This is a genomic window from Tissierella sp. (genome assembly GCF_031460495.1).
Taxonomy (GTDB): Bacteria; Bacillota; Clostridia; order Tissierellales; family Tissierellaceae; genus JAVKTS01.
Window position 1 is genome coordinate 479647 of sequence record NZ_JAVKTS010000002.1, and the last position, 24525, is coordinate 504171.

Annotated in this window: 25 protein-coding genes; all 25 read right to left on the reverse strand. The window is 29.6% G+C overall.

Going from position 1 to position 24525, the window contains the following annotated elements; genetic code table 11:
* Positions 1-55: 55 nt before the first annotated feature.
* On the reverse strand, positions 56-1612 hold the full coding sequence (gene rny / locus RIN63_RS06320; RefSeq protein ID WP_310444104.1) for a ribonuclease Y: 1557 nt from the start codon (positions 1610-1612) through the stop codon (positions 56-58).
* Positions 1613-1752: 140 nt separating this feature from the next.
* Positions 1753-2406, reverse strand: a complete 654-nt coding sequence (locus tag RIN63_RS06325) for an ATPase (RefSeq protein ID WP_310443859.1) — start codon at positions 2404-2406, stop codon at positions 1753-1755.
* A 4-nt stretch (positions 2407-2410) separates the two neighbouring features.
* On the reverse strand, positions 2411-2659 hold the full coding sequence (locus RIN63_RS06330) for a hypothetical protein (RefSeq protein WP_310443860.1): 249 nt from the start codon (positions 2657-2659) through the stop codon (positions 2411-2413).
* Between the two features lie 11 nt (positions 2660-2670).
* Positions 2671-4113: an AAA family ATPase gene (locus tag RIN63_RS06335; protein WP_310444105.1), complete on the reverse strand. Its 1443-nt coding sequence runs from the start codon at positions 4111-4113 to the stop codon at positions 2671-2673.
* 1 nt (position 4114) lies between these two features.
* Positions 4115-5107 (reverse strand): metallophosphoesterase, encoded by a 993-nt coding sequence (locus tag RIN63_RS06340; protein WP_310443861.1) that lies wholly within the window; start codon positions 5105-5107, stop codon positions 4115-4117.
* Positions 5108-5146: 39 nt separating this feature from the next.
* On the reverse strand, positions 5147-6196 hold the full coding sequence (gene recA / locus RIN63_RS06345) for a recombinase RecA (RefSeq protein ID WP_310443862.1): 1050 nt from the start codon (positions 6194-6196) through the stop codon (positions 5147-5149).
* Between the two features lie 88 nt (positions 6197-6284).
* Positions 6285-6755, reverse strand: coding sequence for a CinA family protein (locus tag RIN63_RS06350; RefSeq protein ID WP_310443863.1), 471 nt, complete (start codon positions 6753-6755; stop codon positions 6285-6287).
* A 14-nt stretch (positions 6756-6769) separates the two neighbouring features.
* The gene (gene pgsA, locus RIN63_RS06355) at positions 6770-7315 is read right to left on the reverse strand and encodes a CDP-diacylglycerol--glycerol-3-phosphate 3-phosphatidyltransferase (RefSeq protein ID WP_310443864.1); all 546 of its coding nucleotides are present in this window, start codon (positions 7313-7315) and stop codon (positions 6770-6772) included.
* The gene (gene rimO / locus RIN63_RS06360; protein ID WP_310443865.1) at positions 7312-8640 is read right to left on the reverse strand and encodes a 30S ribosomal protein S12 methylthiotransferase RimO; all 1329 of its coding nucleotides are present in this window, start codon (positions 8638-8640) and stop codon (positions 7312-7314) included. The genes pgsA and rimO overlap by 4 nt, the downstream gene beginning before the upstream one ends.
* A 1-nt stretch (position 8641) precedes the next feature.
* A complete protein-coding gene (locus RIN63_RS06365; protein ID WP_310443867.1) occupies positions 8642-10825 on the reverse strand; it encodes a DNA translocase FtsK in 2184 nt (727 codons plus the stop codon).
* A 139-nt stretch (positions 10826-10964) separates the two neighbouring features.
* Positions 10965-11693 (reverse strand): ATP-dependent Clp protease proteolytic subunit, encoded by a 729-nt coding sequence (locus tag RIN63_RS06370; protein WP_310443868.1) that lies wholly within the window; start codon positions 11691-11693, stop codon positions 10965-10967.
* Between the two features lie 117 nt (positions 11694-11810).
* The gene (locus RIN63_RS06375; RefSeq protein WP_310443869.1) at positions 11811-12053 is read right to left on the reverse strand and encodes a YlmC/YmxH family sporulation protein; all 243 of its coding nucleotides are present in this window, start codon (positions 12051-12053) and stop codon (positions 11811-11813) included.
* A 93-nt stretch (positions 12054-12146) separates the two neighbouring features.
* The gene (dut, locus tag RIN63_RS06380; RefSeq protein WP_310443870.1) at positions 12147-12578 is read right to left on the reverse strand and encodes a dUTP diphosphatase; all 432 of its coding nucleotides are present in this window, start codon (positions 12576-12578) and stop codon (positions 12147-12149) included.
* An 11-nt stretch (positions 12579-12589) separates the two neighbouring features.
* Positions 12590-13870, reverse strand: coding sequence for a pitrilysin family protein (locus RIN63_RS06385; protein WP_310443871.1), 1281 nt, complete (start codon positions 13868-13870; stop codon positions 12590-12592).
* A gap of 21 nt (positions 13871-13891) precedes the next feature.
* Complete coding sequence (locus tag RIN63_RS06390) at positions 13892-14605, reverse strand: polysaccharide deacetylase family protein (protein ID WP_310443872.1); 714 nt, start codon at positions 14603-14605, stop codon at positions 13892-13894.
* A 109-nt stretch (positions 14606-14714) separates the two neighbouring features.
* Positions 14715-16811 carry a polyribonucleotide nucleotidyltransferase gene (locus tag RIN63_RS06395; protein WP_310443873.1) on the reverse strand — a complete coding sequence of 699 codons (2097 nt, stop codon included), beginning with the start codon at positions 16809-16811 and terminating at the stop codon, positions 14715-14717.
* 140 nt (positions 16812-16951) lie between these two features.
* Positions 16952-17218, reverse strand: coding sequence for a 30S ribosomal protein S15 (gene rpsO / locus RIN63_RS06400; RefSeq protein ID WP_310443874.1), 267 nt, complete (start codon positions 17216-17218; stop codon positions 16952-16954).
* A gap of 127 nt (positions 17219-17345) precedes the next feature.
* Positions 17346-18260: a bifunctional riboflavin kinase/FAD synthetase gene (locus RIN63_RS06405; RefSeq protein WP_310443875.1), complete on the reverse strand. Its 915-nt coding sequence runs from the start codon at positions 18258-18260 to the stop codon at positions 17346-17348.
* A gap of 10 nt (positions 18261-18270) precedes the next feature.
* A complete protein-coding gene (gene truB / locus RIN63_RS06410; RefSeq protein ID WP_310443876.1) occupies positions 18271-19161 on the reverse strand; it encodes a tRNA pseudouridine(55) synthase TruB in 891 nt (296 codons plus the stop codon).
* Between the two features lie 8 nt (positions 19162-19169).
* Positions 19170-20141, reverse strand: coding sequence for a bifunctional oligoribonuclease/PAP phosphatase NrnA (locus tag RIN63_RS06415; RefSeq protein WP_310443877.1), 972 nt, complete (start codon positions 20139-20141; stop codon positions 19170-19172).
* Positions 20134-20511, reverse strand: a complete 378-nt coding sequence (gene rbfA / locus RIN63_RS06420; protein ID WP_310443878.1) for a 30S ribosome-binding factor RbfA — start codon at positions 20509-20511, stop codon at positions 20134-20136. The genes RIN63_RS06415 and rbfA overlap by 8 nt, the downstream gene beginning before the upstream one ends.
* 10 nt (positions 20512-20521) lie before the next feature.
* Complete coding sequence (gene infB / locus RIN63_RS06425; protein WP_310443879.1) at positions 20522-22657, reverse strand: translation initiation factor IF-2; 2136 nt, start codon at positions 22655-22657, stop codon at positions 20522-20524.
* A gap of 36 nt (positions 22658-22693) precedes the next feature.
* Positions 22694-22969: an RNase P modulator RnpM gene (gene rnpM, locus RIN63_RS06430; protein ID WP_310443880.1), complete on the reverse strand. Its 276-nt coding sequence runs from the start codon at positions 22967-22969 to the stop codon at positions 22694-22696.
* Between the two features lie 15 nt (positions 22970-22984).
* On the reverse strand, positions 22985-24028 hold the full coding sequence (gene nusA / locus RIN63_RS06435; protein ID WP_310443881.1) for a transcription termination factor NusA: 1044 nt from the start codon (positions 24026-24028) through the stop codon (positions 22985-22987).
* Positions 24029-24041: 13 nt separating this feature from the next.
* Positions 24042-24506, reverse strand: coding sequence for a ribosome maturation factor RimP (gene rimP / locus RIN63_RS06440; protein WP_310443882.1), 465 nt, complete (start codon positions 24504-24506; stop codon positions 24042-24044).
* Between the last annotated feature and the right edge of the window lie 19 nt (positions 24507-24525).

Genomic DNA, 24525 nt, shown 5'->3' on the forward strand with positions numbered 1-24525 from the left:
AATTTTTTAAATATATTTTATTATAATATTAATTCCATAGTTATTTAAAAAATTGTTATTTAGCGTATTCGATAGCTCTTGTTTCACGGATAACATTTACTTTAATTTGTCCCGGATAATCTAATTCAGATTCAATTTTCTTCACAATCTCTCTTGCTGTATGCGTAATTTGATTTTCAGTAATCTCATCTGGTTTAACTAATATCCTAATTTCACGACCAGCTTGAATTGCATAAGATCTTTCTATTCCTTCAAAGGAGTTTGCAATCTCCTCTAATTTTTGTAATCTCTTAATATATGCTTCAAGTGTTTCTCTTCTTGCACCTGGTCTTGCAGCAGAAATAGCATCTGCAGCCTGTACTAAAACAGCTTCTACAGTCTGAGGTTCACAATCACCATGATGTGCAGCAATACCATGTATAACTTCTTTAGATTCCTTATATCTTCTTGCCAAGTCTACACCGATATCAACATGAGGTCCTTCTACTTCATGATCTACAGCTTTTCCTAAATCATGCAATAACCCGGCTCTCTTAGCAATCTTTACATCAGCACCTAATTCTGCAGCCATAATACCAGCTAAATGTGACACTTCAATAGAATGTTTTAGTACATTTTGACCATAACTTGTTCTATATTTAAGTCTACCTAAAAGTTTGATTAATTCAGGATGAATTCCATGAACACCTGTGTCGAAAGCAGCTTGTTCACCTTCTTCACGTATTATGTTATCAACTTCTTTTTTGGCTTTGTCTACCATTTCCTCTATTCTGGCAGGATGTATTCTTCCATCTACAATAAGTTTTTCTAATGCTATTCTAGCTACTTCTCTTCTAACAGGATCAAATCCTGATAATACAACAGCTTCAGGAGTATCATCGATAATTAAATCTATTCCGGTTAAAGTTTCTAGAGTTCTTATATTTCTACCTTCTCTACCTATAATTCTACCCTTCATTTCGTCATTTGGTAGTGCTACAACTGTTACAGTAGTTTCTGTTACATGATCAGCAGCATATTTTTGTATAGCAATAGTAATAATTTCTCTAGCTTTCTTTTCTGCTTCTTCTTTAGCTTTGCTTTCCATTTCTTTAATCATAATAGCTGATTCATGGACTATTTCTTTTCTAATTTCATCTAATAATAGTTCCTTTGCTTCATCAGAAGATAAACCAGAAAGTCTTTCCAATTCTAAAACTTGGCTTTTATAGATATCATCAATCTGACTCTCTTTATCCTCTACTTCCTTAAGCTTTTTAGCTAAATGTTCTTCTTTTCTTTCGATTGAATCACTTTTTTTGTCAATACTTTCTTCTTTGTTAAGAAGTCGTCTTTCCAATTTTTGTAATTCACTTCTTCGCTCACGATTTTCTCTCTCAGATTCATTTCTTAATCTGTGGATTTCTTCTTTTGCTTCCAATAAGAGTTCCTTTTTACGAGCTTCACCTTGTTTTTCAGCTTCATCAATTGTTCTTTTAGCTAACTCTTCAGCATTATTTATTTTACCTTCTCCAATAGTTTTTCTTATAAAATAACCAACGAGAATTCCAATAATTGCTCCAAGAATTGCGAATAAAATTTCAATAACTAAACACCTCCATTTGTATAAAATTTTCAAGTTTCGCGCTGCATTTCAATTTGCATTAACTAACTATAACTACCGTTATAGGAGTAAAAAAGCATTACTAATTACATGTATTAAGTACATATAGTTTAATTTTATTACTTTTATAGATTAATGTCAAGATGTAATTAAGATGTTACCTTCATTACAGTACTTTCTGAACCATTTAATTCTACTCTATAAGAGTTATTTCCTATAGCTGCTAGATGATGATTGTGAGTTACCATTATAATTTGTCTATTAAAGAGCTCAGCAGTTTGCATTAAAAAATTTGCTACATTATAAATATATTCATCGCTCACATGCTTAGCTGGTTCATCTAGTATAAGTGGCCCTTCAATATAGGGCTTATGTGTTTGTAAAAAAGCGATTCTAAGAGCTAAAGAAATAATATCTACTACACCGCCACCTCTAGATAATTCAGGTTTAGTTTTAATTATAATATCTTCTATTTCATTAACTACATAGAATTCAGCACTTGATTTACCCCTTAACTCTTCAATTTCAATTAAAAATTCAATTTTAGATTCAAAAATAAATTGTAAACATTTTGTAACTAATGATTCAACTTGATTTTTGGCTTGTTCTCTAGCAAATTCAGAAGTTTTTTGCAATAAAACATTTACTTTGTTTAACAGATCTATTTGCAGCTCAATTTTACCAAGTGTTTCTTCATAAGAGTTTAATTGCTGAATAATTTTGTCTCTTTTACCTAATTCTCTAGACAAATATTCTTTTGATTGAGATAAATAATAGTCTAAGTCCTGTATACTATTAATCATATAATCACTTCTTTTCTAATAAGTCTTTTGGCAATAACTCATTGGCTTCTACAAATAATCTATTAATTTCTGCTGTTAGCTTTGAAATTTCGCTCTCTAATTCATTAGGCGCTATACCAAGTTCTTTTAATTCCTTTACAATCTCTTCTTCCTGCTTATTTAGTTGCTCTAGTCTAGCTTCAGCTTTATATTTCAAGCTTTTTGCTTTTTCTAGGTTTTCTTTTAAATCATTAAGTTCTTTTTCATAGTTCATTTTTAGACCTCCTACATATAATGACTCAAAATATGAGTAATTTTATCATCATCAATATTATTAAAACAAAATGGACAAGTACCTTGCTTTAGTAAAATATCCTTATAACTAACTAATTTTTTCTCTAAAATTCCATTATACTCTTCAATTAAATTTATAGATATTCTTGTTTCCTGTTGATTTTGCTTATATAGTTTGCACAAATCTTGTAGTCTATTTATAAAGAGTATATTTTGTTGTAAATGTGTCTGTATATTTGATATTATATATATATTCTTAAGTTTTTCGATATATTTATCTCCTATAACGATGCTTTTTTGCAACGAAATTAATTTGTCATTCAATACATTAAATTTGCTTAGATTTAGAATCATGCTATCTATTATTTTAATGTTTTTAGAGACTAAATTTAATGAGATTAATTTATCTGTTAATTTACTTAAATCATTAATTTCTTTAGAATAATGCTCTAATTTTGATTTAAACTCAGTAAATTGTAGAATTGAGTTATATCTTATATTTGATTCAGCTACTATTTTATCAGCACGATTAATATCTCTTAATCTATTAATAATATTCGTGTCCTCATATATATCTATTGATAACTTCTTAATAAGAATATGTTTCTTCTCATAATAATTAAGTTTATTAATTCCTACAGAAATATCCTTTAATTTATCTTCTAATAATTTTGTTCCTCTAAGTTTATCTATATAATATTTGACCTCTTGTTTTTCTAGAAAAACAGAAAGTGACTTTTCATGTAACAGCTTATATTTAGATAGAATATTGGTCTTATATATTATTTGGTCTCTAATGATTTGTACGGAATCAACCTTTCCCTTCAAGGCTTCTAGGTAGTCATATTCTAATAATTCATCCTTTAGCTTTACTATGTTGTCATCTATAATTTTTTGATTAGTAGATAGAGTACGATTATCTTTTAGGGTTTCTCTTAAAGCATCATCAATAATATTAACTCCTACTAATATACCTATAGAGTTTGCTCTTGTTGAACCTCGTTCAGATAATAAAAAGGCTCCTTCTAATTGATCGCTTATATTAATAGCAGTAGATAAATCCTTATCTAAAGGTATCTTCTTAATTCCTGTTTTATCAATGATTTCTTGAGGTACAGATGTACCAAAGCCTTCAAATTTTGATTCATTATTATCTGAATCATAAAGGATATAGGCGTTTTTACTCTTGTTTCTAAATCTCTTTATTTTAGTTTTATCATTAAAAACAATTGTTACACTGCATTCATTTTCGCCTTCTCTAATAAAATAATCTCCAGAGGGTTCGTTATATAAAGCCCACCTTATTCCCCTTAAAATTGCAGTTTTTCCACTATCAGATGGGCCTACAATTACATTTAATTGATTATTGAATTCCATAACAGTATATTTATGAGACTGAAAGTTTTCCAGTATTACTTTTTCAATATATTTCATATCACTCACCACTTAAACCTTTCATTTGGATAAGTGCAATTCTTCTTAATGCTTCAATTTTTACATCATCACTTACACCTTCAGCACTAGATACTTCAATTAAGATTTCATTAATATCCATTTTTTCAAAGTCTAAAGATTCATCTATGGTTTGTTTGAATTCTAGCATTCTTTCGCTCTTAAAAATGTTTTTTTCAATTTCTTTTTTATCAAGTACTTCTTCTCCAGGTAATGCAGAAACTAGAGGAATTTCCTTTATATTAATTTGATCTGATAACTCAATTAAAATGACTTTTGGTATTCTATTTATTTCATTTAAACTATTTGTTATTCTTACTAGACTACCAGGATTAATAAAATATTTTCCATCAACTTCTATTGTTTTAAATCCTGCATGATAATGACCTGTTAGAGTAATATCAGCTAAAGTGTTTTTTATATCATCTACAAGAGTGTAAGGAATGCCTTTTACAAATGGCTTATCTAATAACATACCATGTACCATATGAATAGAGAAATTTATGTCTTTAGGCACTTCACTTAATAAATAGTAGTCTATGTTATTTGGTGAATCAATATCATAAACATATGGTTGACCTGTTAATTGAACCTTAATACCATCTTTTTCAAGAATAGCTTTTTCTCCACTATTAATTAACTTAATAACTCCTAATACATCCATCAAGCCCAACATAGTTCTCTTCACAGTATCAGGATTATGTCCATATATATCGTGATTTCCACTTATTAAATAAATAGGAACATTAATATCATTTAGTATACTTGCAAATCTACTAACTATAGATATTGAAATATCAGGTCTATCAAACAAATCTCCACCATGTAGGACAAAGTCCACATTGTTTTGTTTAATTATACTAGATATTTCTGTAAATTTTTTCTCAACTGTATCAATAAAAGAATCTTTCCTATTTTTAGGTGAGATTCCTTTAATATGTGTATCAGTAAAAAACAAAAGCTTCAAGATAATCACCTCACATACAAAACCTCCTTTAAAAGGAGGTTAAATTAATTATTCATTCTTTTTATTAGATTCTTCTATCACTTCTACAGAATTTTGCTCTTCTCCTAATGAACTAATTTTTTGACGAATTCTGTTTTCAATCTCTAACATTATTTCAGGATTATCTCTTAAGAAGTCTTTAGAGTTTTCTCTACCTTGCCCAAGTTTATTGTCATTATAGCTATACCAAGATCCAGATTTATTAACTATATCAGTTGTTACACCAGCATCAAGTATGCTACCTTCTTTTGATATTCCTAATCCGTACATTATATCAAATTCTGCTAGTTTAAAAGGTGGAGCAACTTTGTTTTTTACAACTTTTACTCTTGTTCTATTTCCAACTATCTCATCACCTTGTTTAAGAGAGTCAATTCTTCTAACATCTAGCCTTACACTAGCATAGAATTTCAATGCTCTACCTCCTGTTGTTGTTTCAGGATTACCAAACATTACACCTATTTTTTCCCTAAGTTGATTAATAAATATTACAGTTGTATTAGATTTATTTATGGCTCCAGCTAACTTTCTAAGTGCTTGTGACATAAGTCTAGCTTGAAGTCCCATATGACTATCACCCATCTCACCTTCAATTTCAGCTTTAGGTACTAAGGCTGCTACTGAGTCTACAACAACAATATCTACTGCTCCTGATCTTACTAAAGCTTCAGTTATTTCCAACCCTTGCTCACCAGTATCAGGTTGTGATATAACTAATTCTTCAACATCTACACCTAATTTTTTTGCGTAAGAAGGATCTAAAGCATGTTCAGCATCTATAAATGCGGCTATTCCTCCAAGTTTTTGTGCTTCCGCTACTACATGAAGTGAAACTGTAGTTTTCCCTGAAGATTCTGGACCATAAATTTCTATAATTCTACCTCTTGGTATTCCCCCTATACCTAATGCAATATCTAAGTCCATACATCCCGTAGGGATTACATCAATATTCATTTTTGTTTTTTCCCCTAATTTCATGATAGAACCTTTGCCAAATTGCTTTTCTATCTGACTAAGAGCTAAATCTAAAGCTTTTTTCTTTTCAATATTATCACTCATATGCATTCCAGTTAAACTGGATTCACCCCTTTCTCTTTACGAACTCTAGTTCTATTTATATATTACTATATATTTAAGACTAAGTCAATTAAATATTTAATAAAAATTTTCTCAATTCTGAAAATGCTCTAGTGGATACTTTTTCTTGTATAGACTTTCTATTTCCATCAAAATTACATTTAATAACTTTTGATGAAGTTCTAGTAGAAATACATAAATACACTAAACCCACAGGTTTTTCTTTTGTTCCACCACTTGGCCCTGCAACTCCGGTTACAGATAAAACTATATCCAAACTATTTGACTTATTCAATAGACCTTTAGCCATTTCCAAAGCAGTTTCTTCGCTTACTGCACCATGTTCTTCCAAAGTAGTTTGATTTACTCCAACTTCTTCTACTTTTGAAAGATTACTATAAGTAATTATACTTCTATCAAATACTTCAGATACACCAGGAATTTGGCTAAAACGGCTACTTATTAGACCACCAGTACAGGATTCACAAAAGCCTATTTTATGTTTTCTTTTCATTAAAATTTCAAATATTTCAGTTTCCATATTATTATCCCCTATTATTTTTGTCCTAATTTTAAAACTGATTTATTTTTATAAATATATTCTATGCCAGAAAGCACTGTAAAAAACAAGGAAATATATAACATAATTATGTCAAAAGGAATATCCAATATATTAAATGGATAGTTGTTTATCAATAATAAAATTACAGCAACTAATTGTGTAATAGTCTTTACCTTACCTAATGAGCTGGCAGCTATAGTAATCCCAGCAGAAGCAGCTATTACTCTAAAACCAGTTATTGTAAATTCACGAGCAATAATTATAACAACAACCCACCCAGGGACTTTACCTAATTCAACTAAAGATATCAAAGCAGCTGAAACTAAAACCTTATCAGCTAAAGGATCTATGAATTTTCCAAAGTCAGTAATCATATTTCTACTTCTAGCAATATATCCATCTAAAGTATCTGTTAATGATGCAAATATAAATATTCCAGCAGCTACATAAGTACTATATGGTATATTAGAATATAATACTACCATAAACAAAGGAACTAAAAAGACTCTAAAAATAGTAATTTTATTTGCTAAATTCATTTAATTTCCTCCCCAATTATATCGTATTCCATTGAATCAGTAACTTTTACTTTTATAAAAGTACCTATTTCAATATTATCTGAACTATGAACATAAACAACTCCATCAATATCAGGGCTATCCATATAAGATCTTCCAATGTAAATATTTTCTTCGCTTAATTCTTCAATAAGAACAATATATTCTTCTCCTACTTTAGAGCTCATTATATTTTCAGAAATACATAATTGAAGTTCCATAATTTTATCTTGTCTTATTTCTTTTATCTCTTTATCAATTTGATTAGGAAGACTAAAAGCAGGAGTATCTTCTTCTTGTGAATAGGTAAATACACCTAACCTATCAAATTTGGTTTCATCAACAAAATCATAGAGCTCATTAAACTCATTTTCTGTTTCACCTGGAAACCCTACGATAAAAGTTGTTCTAATAATGATATTTGGTATTTCTTTTCTAAGCTTGTTGATAAGTAGCTTTATGTCTTCTTTACTAGTTCTTCTATTCATTCTCTTTAATACATTATTATTAACATGCTGTAAAGGTATATCTACATATTTTACGACTTTATTGTTTTCACCAATAGATACAATTAATTCATCAGTGAAATTATCGGGATATAAATACAATACTCTAATCCATACAATTCCATCTATAGTATTTAATTTATCAAGCAATTTAGACAAAGAATATTCATTATATAAATCAATTCCATAGTCTGATGTATTTTGTCCAATTAAAATAACTTCCTTAACTCCATTTTGCGCTAGGTATTCAACTTCTTCAATTATATCTTCCATTTTTCTACTTCTATGTTTCCCCCTTAGCTTAGGAATGATACAATATGTGCAAAAATTATCGCACCCTTCAGAGATACGAACATATTCAGTTGTATTAAAATTAATCCTTTTAACATCTTCTAAATAATTAATATTAATATTATCAATTCTTTCAACTCGTGTATTATTTTGATTTAATTCACTGATTATAGTAGAAATTTCTTTAATATTTCCAGTACCTAAAATTGCATCTATATCAGGGATTTCATTCATTAATTCTTTAGAATATCTTTGAGCTAAACAACCTGACAATATTATATATTTACAATTGCCCTCAGATTTATATCTACACATTTCCCATATGGTCTCTATAGATTCCTCTTTAGCTTTTTCTATAAAACCACATGTATTAACTATAATAATATCAGCATCTTCTAGTGCATTTGCAACTATATAATCATCATTTTTTAAGATACTTAACATCAATTCTGAATCTATTTCATTTTTAGAACATCCTAAAGTTACTACAAAAACCTTCATAGCATTCATTTTATCTCTCCTTAGACATCGACTCTAACTCTTCTTGTGAGACTAGTACCTTTCTAGGCTTACTACCCTCATAACCACCAATAATACCTCTTTCTTCCATTTCATCTACAATTCTTGCTGCTCTTGCATAGCCTATCTTTAACCTTCTTTGCAATAGGGATATGGATGCCTGTCCCTCTTCTACTACTAAAGTAATAGCAGTTGGTAATAGATCATCACTATCATCTAATAATATTTCTTTTGGGTTTTGAACTATCTCAATAATATCCTCATCATATACAGTTATATCTTGTTCCTTCAAAGAATTAACTACCATCTCAACTTCCACATCTGATATAAAAGCTCCCTGTATCCTAGAAGGTTTTGAATAAAACGATGGATAAAAAAGCATATCTCCTTTTCCTAATAATTTTTCAGCACCAGCCATATCTAATATGGTCCTAGAATCCACTTGAGAAGATACAGCAAAGGAAATCCTTGAAGGAATATTGGCTTTTATTGTGCCAGTGATAACATCTACTGATGGCCTTTGTGTAGCTACTATTAAGTACATGCCTGCTGCTCTGGCCATTTGAGCCAATCTACAAATATAATCCTCTATCTCTTGAGCTGCCACCATCATTAAGTCTGCTAATTCATCTATTATAATAACAATATTAGGTAGCTTATTTTCTTGATTATCTTTGATCTTACTATTATAGGAAGCAATATCTCTTACATTATTTTTAGCAAATAATTTGTATCTCTTTTCCATTTCTTCAACTGCCCAATTAAGCGCAAATGCAGCTTTTTTAGCATCAGTGACAACTGGAATTAGTAGATGAGGTATCCCATTATATATGCTTAGCTCTACAACTTTTGGATCTATTAGTAGCAACTTTACATCATCAGGAGATGATTTATATAGGATATTCATAATAATGGTATTAATACATACAGATTTACCAGATCCTGTAGCTCCAGCAATAAGTAAATGTGGCATTTTGTCGATTGATGAAACAATAACTTTTCCAGATACATCCTTACCTAAAGCTAGAGGTATATTTGAATCAATATTTTCATATTCTTCTGATGTTATTATCTCCTTCAACAATACACTACTTTTCGTTTTATTAGGGACTTCAATTCCAACAGCTGCCTTACCAGGTATTGGTGCTTCAATCCTTATATCAGTAGAAGCTAAGCTTAAAGATATATTGTCAGATAAGGAAACGATTTTACTTAGTTTTATTCCTGGAGAAGGTTGTAACTCATAGCAAGTAATGGTAGGACCTTTATTTATTTGAACAATGGTTGCATCTATACCAAAGTTTCTCATAGTCTCTTCAATAATTTTTGCATTATTCAATATGTCTTTTTTATCATCAGAATCAGTATTATGAGCAGGTGATTTAAGTAAAGAAAGAGATGGTTTAATATATGTACTTGCAGTAGACTTATTTTGATTTAATTTTATCTCACTATCAATACTTTCTATTTCTTGCTTCACATTAGTTTCTTTCAAAGAATCTTTTTGCACATTTTTAGTATAGTCCAAAATTCTAATATCTTCTTTATTAGGCTCTATATGCTTATCATTAGTAATTTTGGGCTTAGATTTATTATCAGATTTTACTATTTTGTTAGGTTTAATAAACTTTGCTGACCTGTTAGATAATAAAATGATAATGTCTTTAACTCTAATTTCAGTTATTAATAAAAGATTAATTGCAATTATAACTCCTAAAACTAAATAAGAACCAATTATACCAAATAAATTATAGAAAAAGAAACCAAAAAATCCGCCTATTATTCCACCACCTTTTACTTCTTTACTAAGTTCAATAGAACTCTTCATTCGATCTATAAAACTAGAATCAAAAGGATTTGTTGAATCTAAAATAACCAAAATACAGAAAAATACAATTACCATGGATAAAATAGTTTTTGCCTCTTTAGAATTAAACTTATCTTTAATAAATATTATTCCCCCACCAATAATAGCAATAGGAAATATATAACCTCCTATGCCCATTAAAAAAAATGAAATTCCTCTAATCATAGAACCAATTAATCCCATCTTTGAACTAAATAAACTAAGAGAAGACAATAAACCAACTGAGATTATAATAATACCTATTATATCCTTATTTATGTTCTGTTTTTCTTGAGCTTTATTAGAACCTTTACTTTTACCTTTAGCCAATTAATTCACCTCAAATTCTTTAAACAATAAAATAGTATTATTGTTAATTACTTTATAAGTACTACTATATTAAAAATTATATAAGTAAAGTGAGTACCCCCTTTAAGTACATGCACTTATTATAGCATATTTTGGTATGCTATTCTATTTCTTTTTTACTATCTATCATTTCCTTTAGTTTATTTAAAGCATCTGAAAAACCACCAACATAATCTATCAAATTATAATCTACCGCTTCCTCTCCAACTAATATAGTACCAACATCATTTGCTATTTCATCTGTTGAATACATTAATTTTGATAAAGTTTCCATTTCAATTTTAGAAGTTCTTATTATAAAGTTATTAATTCTTTGTTGCATTTTCTGAAAATATCTAAAGGTCTGTGGTACTCCTATTACTAGCCCCGTAGTTCTAATTGGATGTAATGTCATAGTTGCCGTAGGTACAATAAAGGAATAATCTGCTGATGTAGCTAATGGCACTCCAATGCTATGACCTCCTCCTAACACTAAAGATACTTTCGGTTTATCTACAGAGTTAATTAATTCTGAAAGGGCTAAGCCTGCTTCTACATCGCCCCCAACAGTATTCAATATAATAAATAAACCTTGAATCTTTGGATCCTGTTGAGCTGCTATAAGCAAAGGAATAATATGTTCATATTTAGTTGCCTTTCTATCACTAGCTGCTATTGTATGTCCTTCGATTTCTCCTATAATTGATATAAATTGAATGTTATTTTTTGTTTCTGGAACATTTGCAATACCAATTTCTTTAATGTTATCTAAATTGTCCTTTTGATCATTGGAGTTGTTTCCATTATCTTTGTCTTTTTCATTGTCTTTACTACTAGATTTAAATTCCATATATTCCTCCTAAAATAATTAATAATAATATCATTTACTTATAAACCTAATAATATTCCACAATAAAAACAGCATACATCATAAGATATATGCTGAAAATTCTATACTATATAAGTACTATGAATCTAATTCAATTATTATCATATCATAACCAATCTTTCTAATGGCGTTCCAAGGGATTTCAGTACCATTGTTTTCTAAACCAAAAATTCTTAGGCTAAATTTTCTTTCAGGAACTAATAAAGATATGATTTTGCCCGTATTTTCATCAATCAAAAAGTCACTATCAGCTATTAGTCCAAGCCGTCCACCATTATTTAGATTTACTATTTCTTTATCCCCTAACTCTGTTAATCTCATAATATCTCCTCCTATCAAATTAATTATATCTAATATTATGAGATATAATCCAAGAATATGCATTATCAATTATGATAACATTATTTATGATAACTAATATCCAGAATGACCAAATCCGCCTTTTCCTCTTTCTGTATTATCTAAATCATCAACTTCTATAAGTTCTACTTTTTCATATTTTATAAATACCATTTGGGCGATTCTATCAGCTCTATTTATAATATATGGTTCATTGCTGAGATTGACAAGAATTACTCCTATTTCCCCTCTATAATCGCTATCAATTGTTCCTATACCATTTGCTAATGTTATTCCATGCTTTAATGCAAGTCCAGATCTTCCTCTTATTTGAACCTCATATCCTTCCGGTATTGAAATATAAAGACCAGTTGGAACCAATACCCTTTCTAAAGATTTTAACTCAATAGGAGCCTGTATATCTGCTTTTAAATCTAATCCTGCAGAACCATTTGTCTTATACTCTGGTAATTCCATTTGGCTCTTGTTGATAATATTTATTTTCATCATTACCCTCCTTAAAATAGTATATTTTTAATTTTTTCTTCAGTAGAATCTTTCTCAGGAAGTTCACCAACATAAGCAATATTTACTTTTTCTTTATTAAAAACAATATTAACTAGATTATATATATCTTCGATATTCACCTTTTCAATTTTTTCTAATACTTCAGCAGGTGATTCTACAATATTATATATTGATAATGATTTACCAATTTCATACATTCTACTAAATGTTCCTTCCATTCCTAGTACATAGCTACCTTTTAGCTGCTCTTTGGATTTAGCTAATTCTTCTTTTGTAATTAGATTTTTCTTAATATCATTAATTTCCATAGCAATATAATCTAATGTCTTAAGTATCTGAGTAGAATCTAACCCTACATACATATTAAAAACACCTATGTCTTTAAAAGGAGAAGGAAAGGACTCGATTATATAAGCGATAGCTAATTCTTCACGGATTTTTTGAAACAGTCTAGAACTCATACTACCACCGACAACATTGTTTAATACTAATAAAGCTTCCATTTGATTAGATAAATAAGATACACCTTCCATTCCTATACATAAATTTAATTGTTCTGTATCTTTATAAATTCCTTTTAGTTTATTAGTAAAACTGTATGAATTATTAATAATAATATTTTGATTATGCAATTTATTAGTATTATTAAGTCTTCCAAAATAATAATTTAATTCTTTTAAAATTTCCTTTGTGTTTAGTTTTCCAGCTACTGAAATAACAATGTTTTCTGGTATATAATTTGTATGAAAATATTCAACAATTTTATCTCTATTTATATCTTTAATACTATTTTCTGTACCCAGTATTGGATGACCTAAAGAAGTGTTATTAAACATTAACTCATTTAATGTCTCACTAGCTAAATCTTCTGGTAAGTCTAAATACATATTTATTTCCTCTAATATAACCGATTTTTCTTTTTCGATTTCCTCTTCGGCAAAAACTGAGTTGCAGAGCATATCTGATAATACATCTAGCGCTATATCGTAATGATTATATAGCACCTTAGCATAAAAACAAGTACTCTCTTTTCCTGTAAAGGCGTTTAACTGCCCCCCTATATTATCTATTGATTCGGCAATATTCTTTGCAGTTCTCTTATTTGTTCCTTTAAATAACATATGTTCAATGAAATGTGATATTCCATAATTTAGCTTGTCCTCTTTTATTGAACCTGTATCAATAATAACTCCAATGGATACAGAATTCACATAAGGAATATCTTCCATTACAACCCTTATGCCATTATCTAATTTATCTATTAAATACATAGTTTCCTCCAGTACTACTTATTATTTTTTCATTACATCACTTATTGTACCAATTTTATAACCATTTTCATATAGATAATTTATAATTTCTGGAAGAGCTTTTATAGTTTCTTCTGTAGGATGCATTAAAACAATAGCTGCATTATGAGCCTTTTCTGTAACTCTTCTCACAATAATGTCTTTATAACTATCCTTTCTCCAATCTATTGTATCAATGCTCCATAATATAAGATTGTAGTCTAATTCACTACATGCTTTTATTGTATTTTCACTAAAGGCTCCTGAAGGAGGAGCAAAATATTTAGAATCTATATTTAAAATTGATTTAATTACATCATGTGTTTTTAGTATCTCTTCTCTGTTTTTTTCATAAGTTAATTTGTCATAATCTGCATGATTATACCCATGATTTCCAATCTCATGTTTTTCATTATAAATCATTTTTAATAGTTCTTCATTTTTTTCAGCCCATTTTCCAGTTACAAAATATGTAATCTTAATATCATTATCTTTAAAAATCTCTAACATTGGTGGAATATAATCATTTCCCCAGTCTACATTACATGCAAATGCAATTGTCTTTTCATCTATATTACCCTTATAGTATACATCTGGATTAAAAATTTCTTCTGTTTTGTTGTTGTAAATATATGTTGCTAGTATCAGCAATAATGATATAAATAAAATAATTGAAATAGTGAACAAAGTCTTTTTGTTTATAATTATTAGTCTCATTTAATTACCCCCAAGATATTATATATAATGTATATTCAAGGGAATAATAAAATATACTAAATTATACTAAAATAAAAACATGAACCTTTTTGGTTCATGCATTAATTATTTACTCTATAGTTTTAGGTTCTTCTGGCAATAGTACTTTCCTTGACAGGTTTACCCTGCCTTGATTATCTATTTCCATAACTTTTACTAATATTTCATCTCCTATAGCTAAAACATCTTCAACTTTATTGACTCTTTCTCTAGCAATATTGGATATATGAACTAGCCCTTCTTTACCATTCAGTACATCAACAAAAGCACCAAAATTAGTTATTCTAGTAACTTTTCCAAGATATATTTCCCCAACTTCTATCTCCTTAACTATGTTATTAATTAATTCCATAGCTCTTTCTCCACCTTCTGAAGAAACAGAACCGATAAAAATCTTTCCATCATCATTTATGTCAATCTTAACTCCAGTTTCATCTATTATCTTATTGATGATTTTTCCGCCTGGCCCAATGATGTCTCTTATTTTATCAGGATTAATTTGCATAGTATATATTTTTGGAGCATAAGCTGACAGATCTTCTCTTGGACTTGAAATAGTTTCATTCATTTTGCCAAGTATATGAAGTCGTCCAATCCTTGCTTTTTCTAAAGCTTCTTCTAGAATAGGTTTGTCTATTCCAGATATTTTAATATCCATTTGGATAGCAGTAATCCCGTCCTTGGTGCCTGCTACTTTAAAGTCCATATCTCCTAAATGATCTTCCATACCTTGTATGTCTGATAATATTGATACTCTATTATTCTCTTTTATCAATCCCATTGCGATACCAGCTACTGGTGCTTTAATTGGTACACCTGCATCAAGCAAAGCTAAAGTACTACCACATACACTAGCTTGTGAAGAAGATCCGTTTGAACTAAGAACTTCTGAAACTAGTCTTATAGTATATGGGAAGTCCTCTTCTGAAGGTATAACTGGTTCCAATGCTCTTTCTGCCAAAGCACCATGACCTATTTCTCTTCTACCTGGCCCTCTAACAGGTCTAGTATCTCCAACTGAATATGGTGGAAAATTATAATGATGCATATATCTCTTGGATTCTTCTTCTCCAAGTCCATCAATTATCTGGGCATCACTTATTGCACCTAAGGTAGCAATAGTTAAAACTTGAGTCTGTCCTCTTGTAAACAATCCAGAACCATGAGTTCTTGGCAATAAACCTACTTCAGAAGAAATTGGACGAATTTCATCTAATTTTCTACTATCAGGTCTCATTCCCTCTTCTAGAATAAGTCTTCTTACTTCATCCCTCAACATATTCTCAATAATTTCTGCTATATCTTTTTCAAACTCAGGATAGTCTATTAAAAATACTTCCTTTAATTCTTTACTAACATTGTCTATGTTTTCTAATCTTTCTTGCTTATCAAAAGTACTTATTGCACTAACCATTTTTTCTCTTCCATAAGCGATTAACTTTTCTTGAATTTCTTCACTAGGTTTAGATATAGTATATTCTTTCTTTTTCTTTCCTACTTCTTGCTTGATACTTTCAATAAAGTCACATATCTTTGCAATTTCAGAATGTCCTGCTAGAATACCATTAAGCATAGTTTCTTCACTTACTTCATTAGCTCCTGCTTCAACCATCATAATAGCATCTTTTGTACCTGATACAACTAAATGAATATCAGACTTTTCTCTTTCTACACTTGTTGGATTTATTATGAATTTTCCATCAATTAAACCTACAAGTACTGATCCAGTTGGTCCATTAAAAGGAATATCTGAAACAGATAAGGCAATTGAAGATCCAATCATAGCTACAATTTCTGGTGAATGATCTTGATCTACTGATAATACTGTAGTTATAACTTGTACATCGTTCCTATATCCTTCTGGAAATAAAGGTCTAATGGGTCTGTCTATTAACCTTGATGAAAGAATCGCTTTTTCACTTGGTCTACCTTCTCTTTTAATAAAACCACCTGGTATCTTACCAACTGAGTATAGCTTTTCTTCATAGTCAACACTAAGTGGAAAAAAGTCTATACCATCTCTAGGCTGTTTAGAAGCAGTGGCATTTGCTAGGACGACTGTATCCCCGTATTGCACCAAACAAGCTCCCCCAGCCTGTTCAGCAACCTTACCTATAGAAACATGTAGGTCTCTTCCTGCTAATTTAAATTGAAATTTCTTTTCCATGCAATACCTCCTTATTAAATAATATTTTTATTATATCCCTATTACTTAGAAATATCTATTATAAGAAAAGCTCTTATAAAATATTAAAGAAATATATCCTATTCATTATAAATCAATAGAGCGGGAATATCCCGCTCTTATTAACCTCTGATGCCTAATTTTTCAATTAAAGAACGATATCTCTCAATATCATTGTTTTGTAGATATCTTAGAAGATTTCTTCTCTGACCTACCATCTTAAGTAAACCTCTTCTTGAATGGTGATCTTTTTTATGAGCCTTTAAATGCTCATTTAGTAAATTGATTCTGTAAGTTAAGATTGCAATTTGAACTTCAGGTGAACCAGTATCACCTTCATGCAATTTGTAATCATTAATTATTTGGTCCTTAATTTCTTTAGTTAACATATTAATACACCTCCAAATTTTTAAATACTCCAATAGCTATGTAAAACGCCGAGGATACGATAGACATTGCTAAAGGAAATTTTTTAATATACTATAATAGTATCATAATAAATATAAAATGTAAATATTAATGTCTATTTTTAATTAATTTGATATCTTCTTCCATTTGCTCAATCAAAGCTTCTTTATTTGCAAACTTAATATCATCTCTCATAAAATCAATAAACTCTATTTCTAATGATTTGTCATATAAATCTCCATTAAAATCTAAAATATAAGTTTCAATTTTTAATATATTTTCATTAAACGTTGGATTCAATCCAATATTAGTAGCTGAAATATACCTTTTATTATCTATTATTGTATTTGTAAAATATACTCCATTTTTAGGTATTATATAATTATCCACGGGCTTAATATTTGCAGTTGGAAAACCTAGTTTATTTCCTCTATTTTTACCATGTATAACGGTTCCAATGATGCAATATGGTCTACCTAACAATTTTGATACATCATACATCTTACCTAAAGAAATCATTTCTCTTATGGTAGTACTACTGACAACTTCTTCATTATTAAATACAGGATCAACTATGATAAGATCAAATTTGTGTTTTTCACTTAGCTCCAATAAATAATTAGTATCTCCAGACGCTTTATGACCGAATCTATAGTCAAATCCCACAATAACAAGCTTACCATTCATTTTATCTTTTATAATATCCTTAACAAATTCTTCTGGAGATAAATTCATTAATTCACTATTAAAATCTATAAGGTATACAATATCTACGCCTAACTCTTTAGCAATTCTATATTTTTGATAGTTATTTGTAATCATATATGGTTTGCTGTTGTCTATTATAGCTTTTGTATGTTCTTTAAATAATAATAGAGAAGATTTTATACCAAGCTCTTTGGATTTTGCCACAACAATTTTTATTAATTCTTGATGTCCTAGATGAATTCCATCAAAGTTTCCAAGTGCTATTGCTGTTTCAAATCTTTTTTCGTTATAATTTAATAGCTCAATTATTTCCATTCATACCATCCTATATAATTAATACTTTGTCCATTTTTAAAATTATATCTGAATTACTATTTATTGGTCTTCCTAATCCTATAAAAGTATCATTACAATAAACCTTATATAATTTATTAACTATATACTCTTTTTCTGGATCTATTGGTAAAGTAACTCCATTTATCAGTTTCGGATACAGCTCTTTTTCAATAACAATATTATCAAAATGGTCTAGAGCTTTATCCATTGGAGTTATGATTTTTGATATTTCTTCTATATTTAATGACTTAATATAATCAATACTATAGGAGTTTTCAATTTTAAATGGTCCAACTCCAACTCTTAGTAGATATGACATATATCCATAGGTGCCAAGTTCAATACCTATATCATCACATAGCGTTCTAATGTAAGTTCCTCTAGAGCATCGAGTGTAAAAAAGTATTTTCCTATTATCATCTATATATAATATATTATTCTCGTATATTTTTATATTTCTAGGTTTTCTTTCAATTTCTATTCCTTCACGAGCAAGTTCATATAATTTTCTACCTTTATGTTTTAAGGCAGAATACATTGGCGGAATTTGGCTGATTTCGCCAGTGTATTTTGACATTACAGCAATTATTTCATTTTGACTTACCTTTTTTTCTGATGAAGCTATTATTTTACCATCTTGGTCTTGAGTATCTGTTCGAAGGCCAAGGGTTAATTCACCTATATATTCTTTATCTATATCAAGAAGATATTCTGCAATTCTTGTACCCTTGCCTACACATAGAGGCAATACCCCAGATGCATTTGGATCTAGTGTTCCAGTATGCCCGATTTTTTTAGTTTTCAGAGCTTTTCTTAGTAAATTAACTGCATCATGGGAAGTCATGCCTTTTGGTTTATAAAAATTAATTACACCATTCATAAAGCCACCTATATTACTTTCTTGATTTCATTTAATATTAATTCCTCTGCATTATCTATTGATGAGTTAATAGTAGCACCAGCTGCTCTTATGTGTCCACCACCACCAAAACTAGCACAAATTTCAGCAACATCCACAAATCTTTTACTTCTCATACTGATTTTTATTTCTTCACTATTAAATTCTTTAAGCAGAATAGCAATTTCTACAGGTGCAATTTCTCTCATAAAAGAAACTATACCTTCAGTATCATTCATTTGTGTACCTGCATCTTTAAGCATGTTTTGGGTCACTTTTACTATAGCAACTTTGTTATCAAAATATAATTTTAATGTTTCAACAGCCTTGATAAACAACATAGTTCTTTCAATACTTCTATTTTGATAAAGATTAATATTAATACTACTTTTGTCTATACCTACCTTTATTAGCTCAGAAATGATCACATGGGTTTCAGAAGTTGTATTATCATACATAAAACTGCCCGTATCTGAACTAATTGCAGTATATAAACATGTTGCTATATCCTTATCAATAAGTATATTCATTTTTTTAATTATTCTATATACTAATTCACCTGTAGCAGATGCAATACTATCTACAATGTTAATATCACCAAAATTGTTATTACTAATATGATGGTCTATGTTGATAGTAGTTTTTGCCTTATTAATTAGAGAAGCATTTTTACCTAGTCTGTTTTCATCACTTGCATCTAATGCAATAAATAGATCAACTTCATCCTTGTCATTAAATTCTTCTATAGTATTAACATAAGGTAAAAATAAATAATCTAAAGGTATATCATCAGTTTTTAAAATATACACTTTCTCATTAATACTTCTTAAAGCAATGGCTAGCGCTAGAATAGAACCAATATTATCACCATCAGGTTGGACATGGGAAGCAATAAAAATATTTTTGCTATTCAAAATTTTTTCTATTGCCAAGTCAATTTGATTTTCAATAATATTAGTCATTTCTTTCTTCCTTTTGGTCACTATTATTTTGATTTAAGTTTTCAATTAATTTTGTCATGTAAATCCCTTGTTCTATAGATTCATCTAGATAAAAAATTGGTTCCGGAGCATATCTTAAGTCAATCCTACTGCCTATTTCCTTTCTAATAAATCCCTTGGCACTTTCTAAACCTATAATAGTATTATCCTTATCTTCTTTATTTCCAAAAACAGAAATATAAATATTTGCAAATCTTAAATCTCTTGTTACTTCAACGTTTGTGACTGTAGTCATAGAATTAACTCTTGGATCCTTAAGACCATTATATATCAATTCTGAAACTACCCTTTTTACTTCTTCAGAAATTCGATTCAGTCTTTTATTATTCATTTAGTCACCTCTATCTTTCTACTTCTTTTAGGACAAAAGCCTCTAGTAAATCTCCTTCTTTTACATCATTATAATTCTCCAAACCCAAACCTGCTTCAAATCCAGTTAATACTTCTTTAGCGTCATCTTTAAATCTCTTTAATGAAGAAACTCCACCTTCAAAAATAACAATGTCGTTTCTAAGTAATTTAACTTTAGCATTTCTTGCAATCTTACCATTCAAAACATAAATACCTGCTATTGCATTTCCATTTGGAAGTCTAAAGGTGGCTCTAACTTCTGCCCTTCCAATTATCTCTTCAACAATTTTTGGAGCATGCATTCCCTTAATTGCAGACTGTATATCTTCTATAGCCTCATATATTACTCTATAAGTTCTAACATCAACCTTCTCTCTTTTAGCTACCTCAATAGCATTCAAATTAGGTCTGACATTAAAGCCTACAACTATTGCATTAGAAGCTGATGCAAGAATTATATCAGATTCAGTAATTCCACCAACACCACCATGTATGATATTAGTTTTAACTTCTTCAGTATCAAGTTTATCAAGTGATTGCCTTAGAGCCTCTAAAGAACCTCTAACATCAGCTTTAATAATAATATTTAAATCTTTAATTTCACCTAATTTAATTCTTTCAAACAAGTCATCCAAGGACACTTTTGGATCTGATTTCATATTCTCTGCTCTTTCAACATCTCTATGTCCTTCCGAAAGAGCTCTAGCTGTTTTTTCATCATCAACTACATATAACAAATCACCTGCATTAGGTACTTCTGATAACCCAAGGATAACAACTGGGATAGATGGACCCGCTTTCTTAACTCTTTTACCTTTATCATCAAACATTGCTCTTACTCTACCGCTTGCAGCTCCAGAAACTACTAAATCACCTACTTGTAATGTTCCTTTTTGAACAAGTACAGTAGCTAAAGGACCTTTACCCTTATCAAGTTGAGCTTCAACTATAGTACCAATTGCATTTCTATTAGGATTAGCTTTTAACTCTGACATTTCAGCAACAAGTAGTATCATTTCTAATAATTCTTCAATACCTTCACGATTTTTTGCAGATACAGGTACTGTAATCGTATCCCCTCCCCAATCCTCAGGAATTAAAGCATTTTCCACTAATTCTTGCTTAATTCTATCAATGTTTGCCTCAGGTTTATCCATTTTATTGATAGCTACAATAATAGGAACTTTTGCTGCTCTTGCATGATTTATAGCTTCTATTGTTTGAGGCATGACTCCATCATCAGCTGCAACTACTAATATGGCAATATCAGTTACTTGTGCCCCTCTTGCTCGCATAGATGTAAATGCTTCATGACCAGGTGTATCTAAGAAAGATATTTTCTTATTGTTAATATTTACAGCATAAGCACCAATATGTTGAGTGATTCCACCTGCTTCAGACTTAGTTACATGAGTTTCTTTTATTGCATCTAATAGAGAGGTTTTACCATGATCTACATGACCCATTACTGTTACAATTGGTGGTCTTGGCTTTAAATCTTTTATATCATCTTCATAGTTTAGATCAAAAGCATCTTCTAATACATCTTCATTAATGTTTTCTGTTTTTTCATTTACAGTAAGTTCAATTCCAAACTCTTCGGCTACTATTATTGCTATATCCGAGTCGATAGCTTGGTTTTGATTAACCATAACACCTAATCCTATTAATTTTGCAATTACTTGTGATGGACTAACATTAATTTTATCTGCTAAATCTTTTACAATTATATTATTTTCAATTTCTATAACAATCTCATTCCCTTCTGTGCTAGCTATATTCTTCGCTTTATTTGAACTAGAATTTTTGCTTTTATTTTTTTTGTTTCTAACCTTTTTATTTTTGGGTTTTTCTTCAACCACAGTTATTTCTTCTTTACTTTCTTCCTTATATTCAGTATTCTTTTCATTTTTAACTTTTTTATCATGAATTTTTAAATTGCTTTGAGATAAATTTTTTTCAGTTTTTTCATTAACTAGTAATGACTTGATTTTTTGGATCTGATCAATTTCTAATGTACCCATATGACTAGTTACAGATATACCGATTGTAGCAATCTTTTCAATTAGTTCCTTGCTACTAACTCCTATTTCCTTGGCTAATTCATATACTCTCATCTTCTTCATTATATACCCCCCTTTAATCTTTGAAGGTGATATTTCTTATACATCCAATTTCATTTCAATAGCTTTTTCCAATTTTTCATATATATCACTAGGAATTTCTACTTCAAGAGTTCTAGATAATTTCTTGGATTTTTGTGCTAATTTAACACAATTAATATCAATACATAAATAAGCTCCTCTTCCATTTGTTTTACCTGCCATATCTATTGATACTTCATTTTCGTTATTTCTAACAACTCTTATTAGCTCTTTTTTGGGTTTCCCTTCTCCACAAGCAATGCATTTTCTCAGAGGAATCTTTTTTGTTTTCAAATAATCACCTCTTGACTAATTTTCTTGTTTAAACTGTGTTTCAGATTTAATGTCTATTCTCCAATTTGTAAGTTTAGCAGCTAATCTGGCATTTTGACCTTCTTTACCTATGGCCAAAGATAGTTGGTAATCTGGGACTATTACAATTGCAGACTTTTCCTTTTCGTTTACAATCACGTCAATTACCTTTGAAGGGCTTAAACTATTTGCTATGAATTCACTTATATTTTTACTCCATATTACAATATCAATTTTTTCATCCATTAGTTCATTGACTATAACCTTTACTCTACTGCCCTTGAATCCAACACAAGCTCCAAGTGGATCAACATTAGGATCTTTTGAAAATACTGCAATTTTTGTTCTAGAGCCTGCTTCTCTTGATATAGAGTATATCTCTACTATTCCTTCATTAATTTCAGGAACTTCTAATTCAAATAGCCTCTTTACAAGACCAGGATGAGATCTAGACAGTACAATTTGAGGTCCTTTAGTAGTTTTTTTAACCTCAAGAATAATTAATTTCAATCTATCACCTTGGTTATATTCTTCCCCTTCTATTTGCTCTGCAGGTGGTAAGACTCCTTCTGTTTTCCCAAGGTCAATATATACATGATTTTTACTCACTCTTTGTACTAGTCCTGTTATTATTTCATTTTCTCTACTAATAAACTCATCATATATTACATCTCGTTCTGCATCACGAATCCTTTGAATAACAACTTGTTTTGCAGTTTGAGCAGCTATTCTTCCGAAATCTCTAGGTGTAATTTCTAACTTTAATATATCACCAATTTCATATTTTGAATCAATATTTTTTGCATCATCTAGAGCTATTTCTAAATACTCATTCTCAACTATTTCTGTTACTTCTTTAAGTACAACTACTTTCACTTTTCCTGTTTCTCTATCCATTACAATTTCAACATTTTGTGATGCCCCGAAATTCTTTTTGTAACTAGAGATAAGTGCAGATTCTAGAGCATCAAATATAACATCTTTAGAAATACCCTTCTCCTTCTCTATCTCATGAAGAGCATCTATAAAATCTCCATTCATTTAGTAACCTCCCTTAAAATTTTACTGCTAATTTTATTACTGCTATAGATTTCCTAGATATGTTCATAGCCTCATCATATTCAGTTTTTATTAAAATATCGTCTTCATTATAACTTTCTAAAATACCTTCTAATATCTTTTTACCATCTAAAGATTCATATAATTTAATTTCAACTTCTTTTCCTATATTTCTCCTTAAATCTTTATCGATTTTAAGAGGTCGATCTAGTCCAGGAGATGAAACTTCTAAATAGTAGGCCACAGAGATAGGATCTTTTTCATCTAATTTATCGCTTAATGTTTGACTCATTAGTTGACAATCATCTAAAGTTATTCCTCCAGGTTTATCTAAGTACACTCTAAGAAAATAGCTGGAACCTTCTTTCAAAAACTCTATATCTACTAATTCATATCCTAATTCTTCTACTATAGGCTCACTTATCTTTTTTATTGCTTCAATAATTTGTTTTTTATTCAAATTGATTCACCCCCAATTA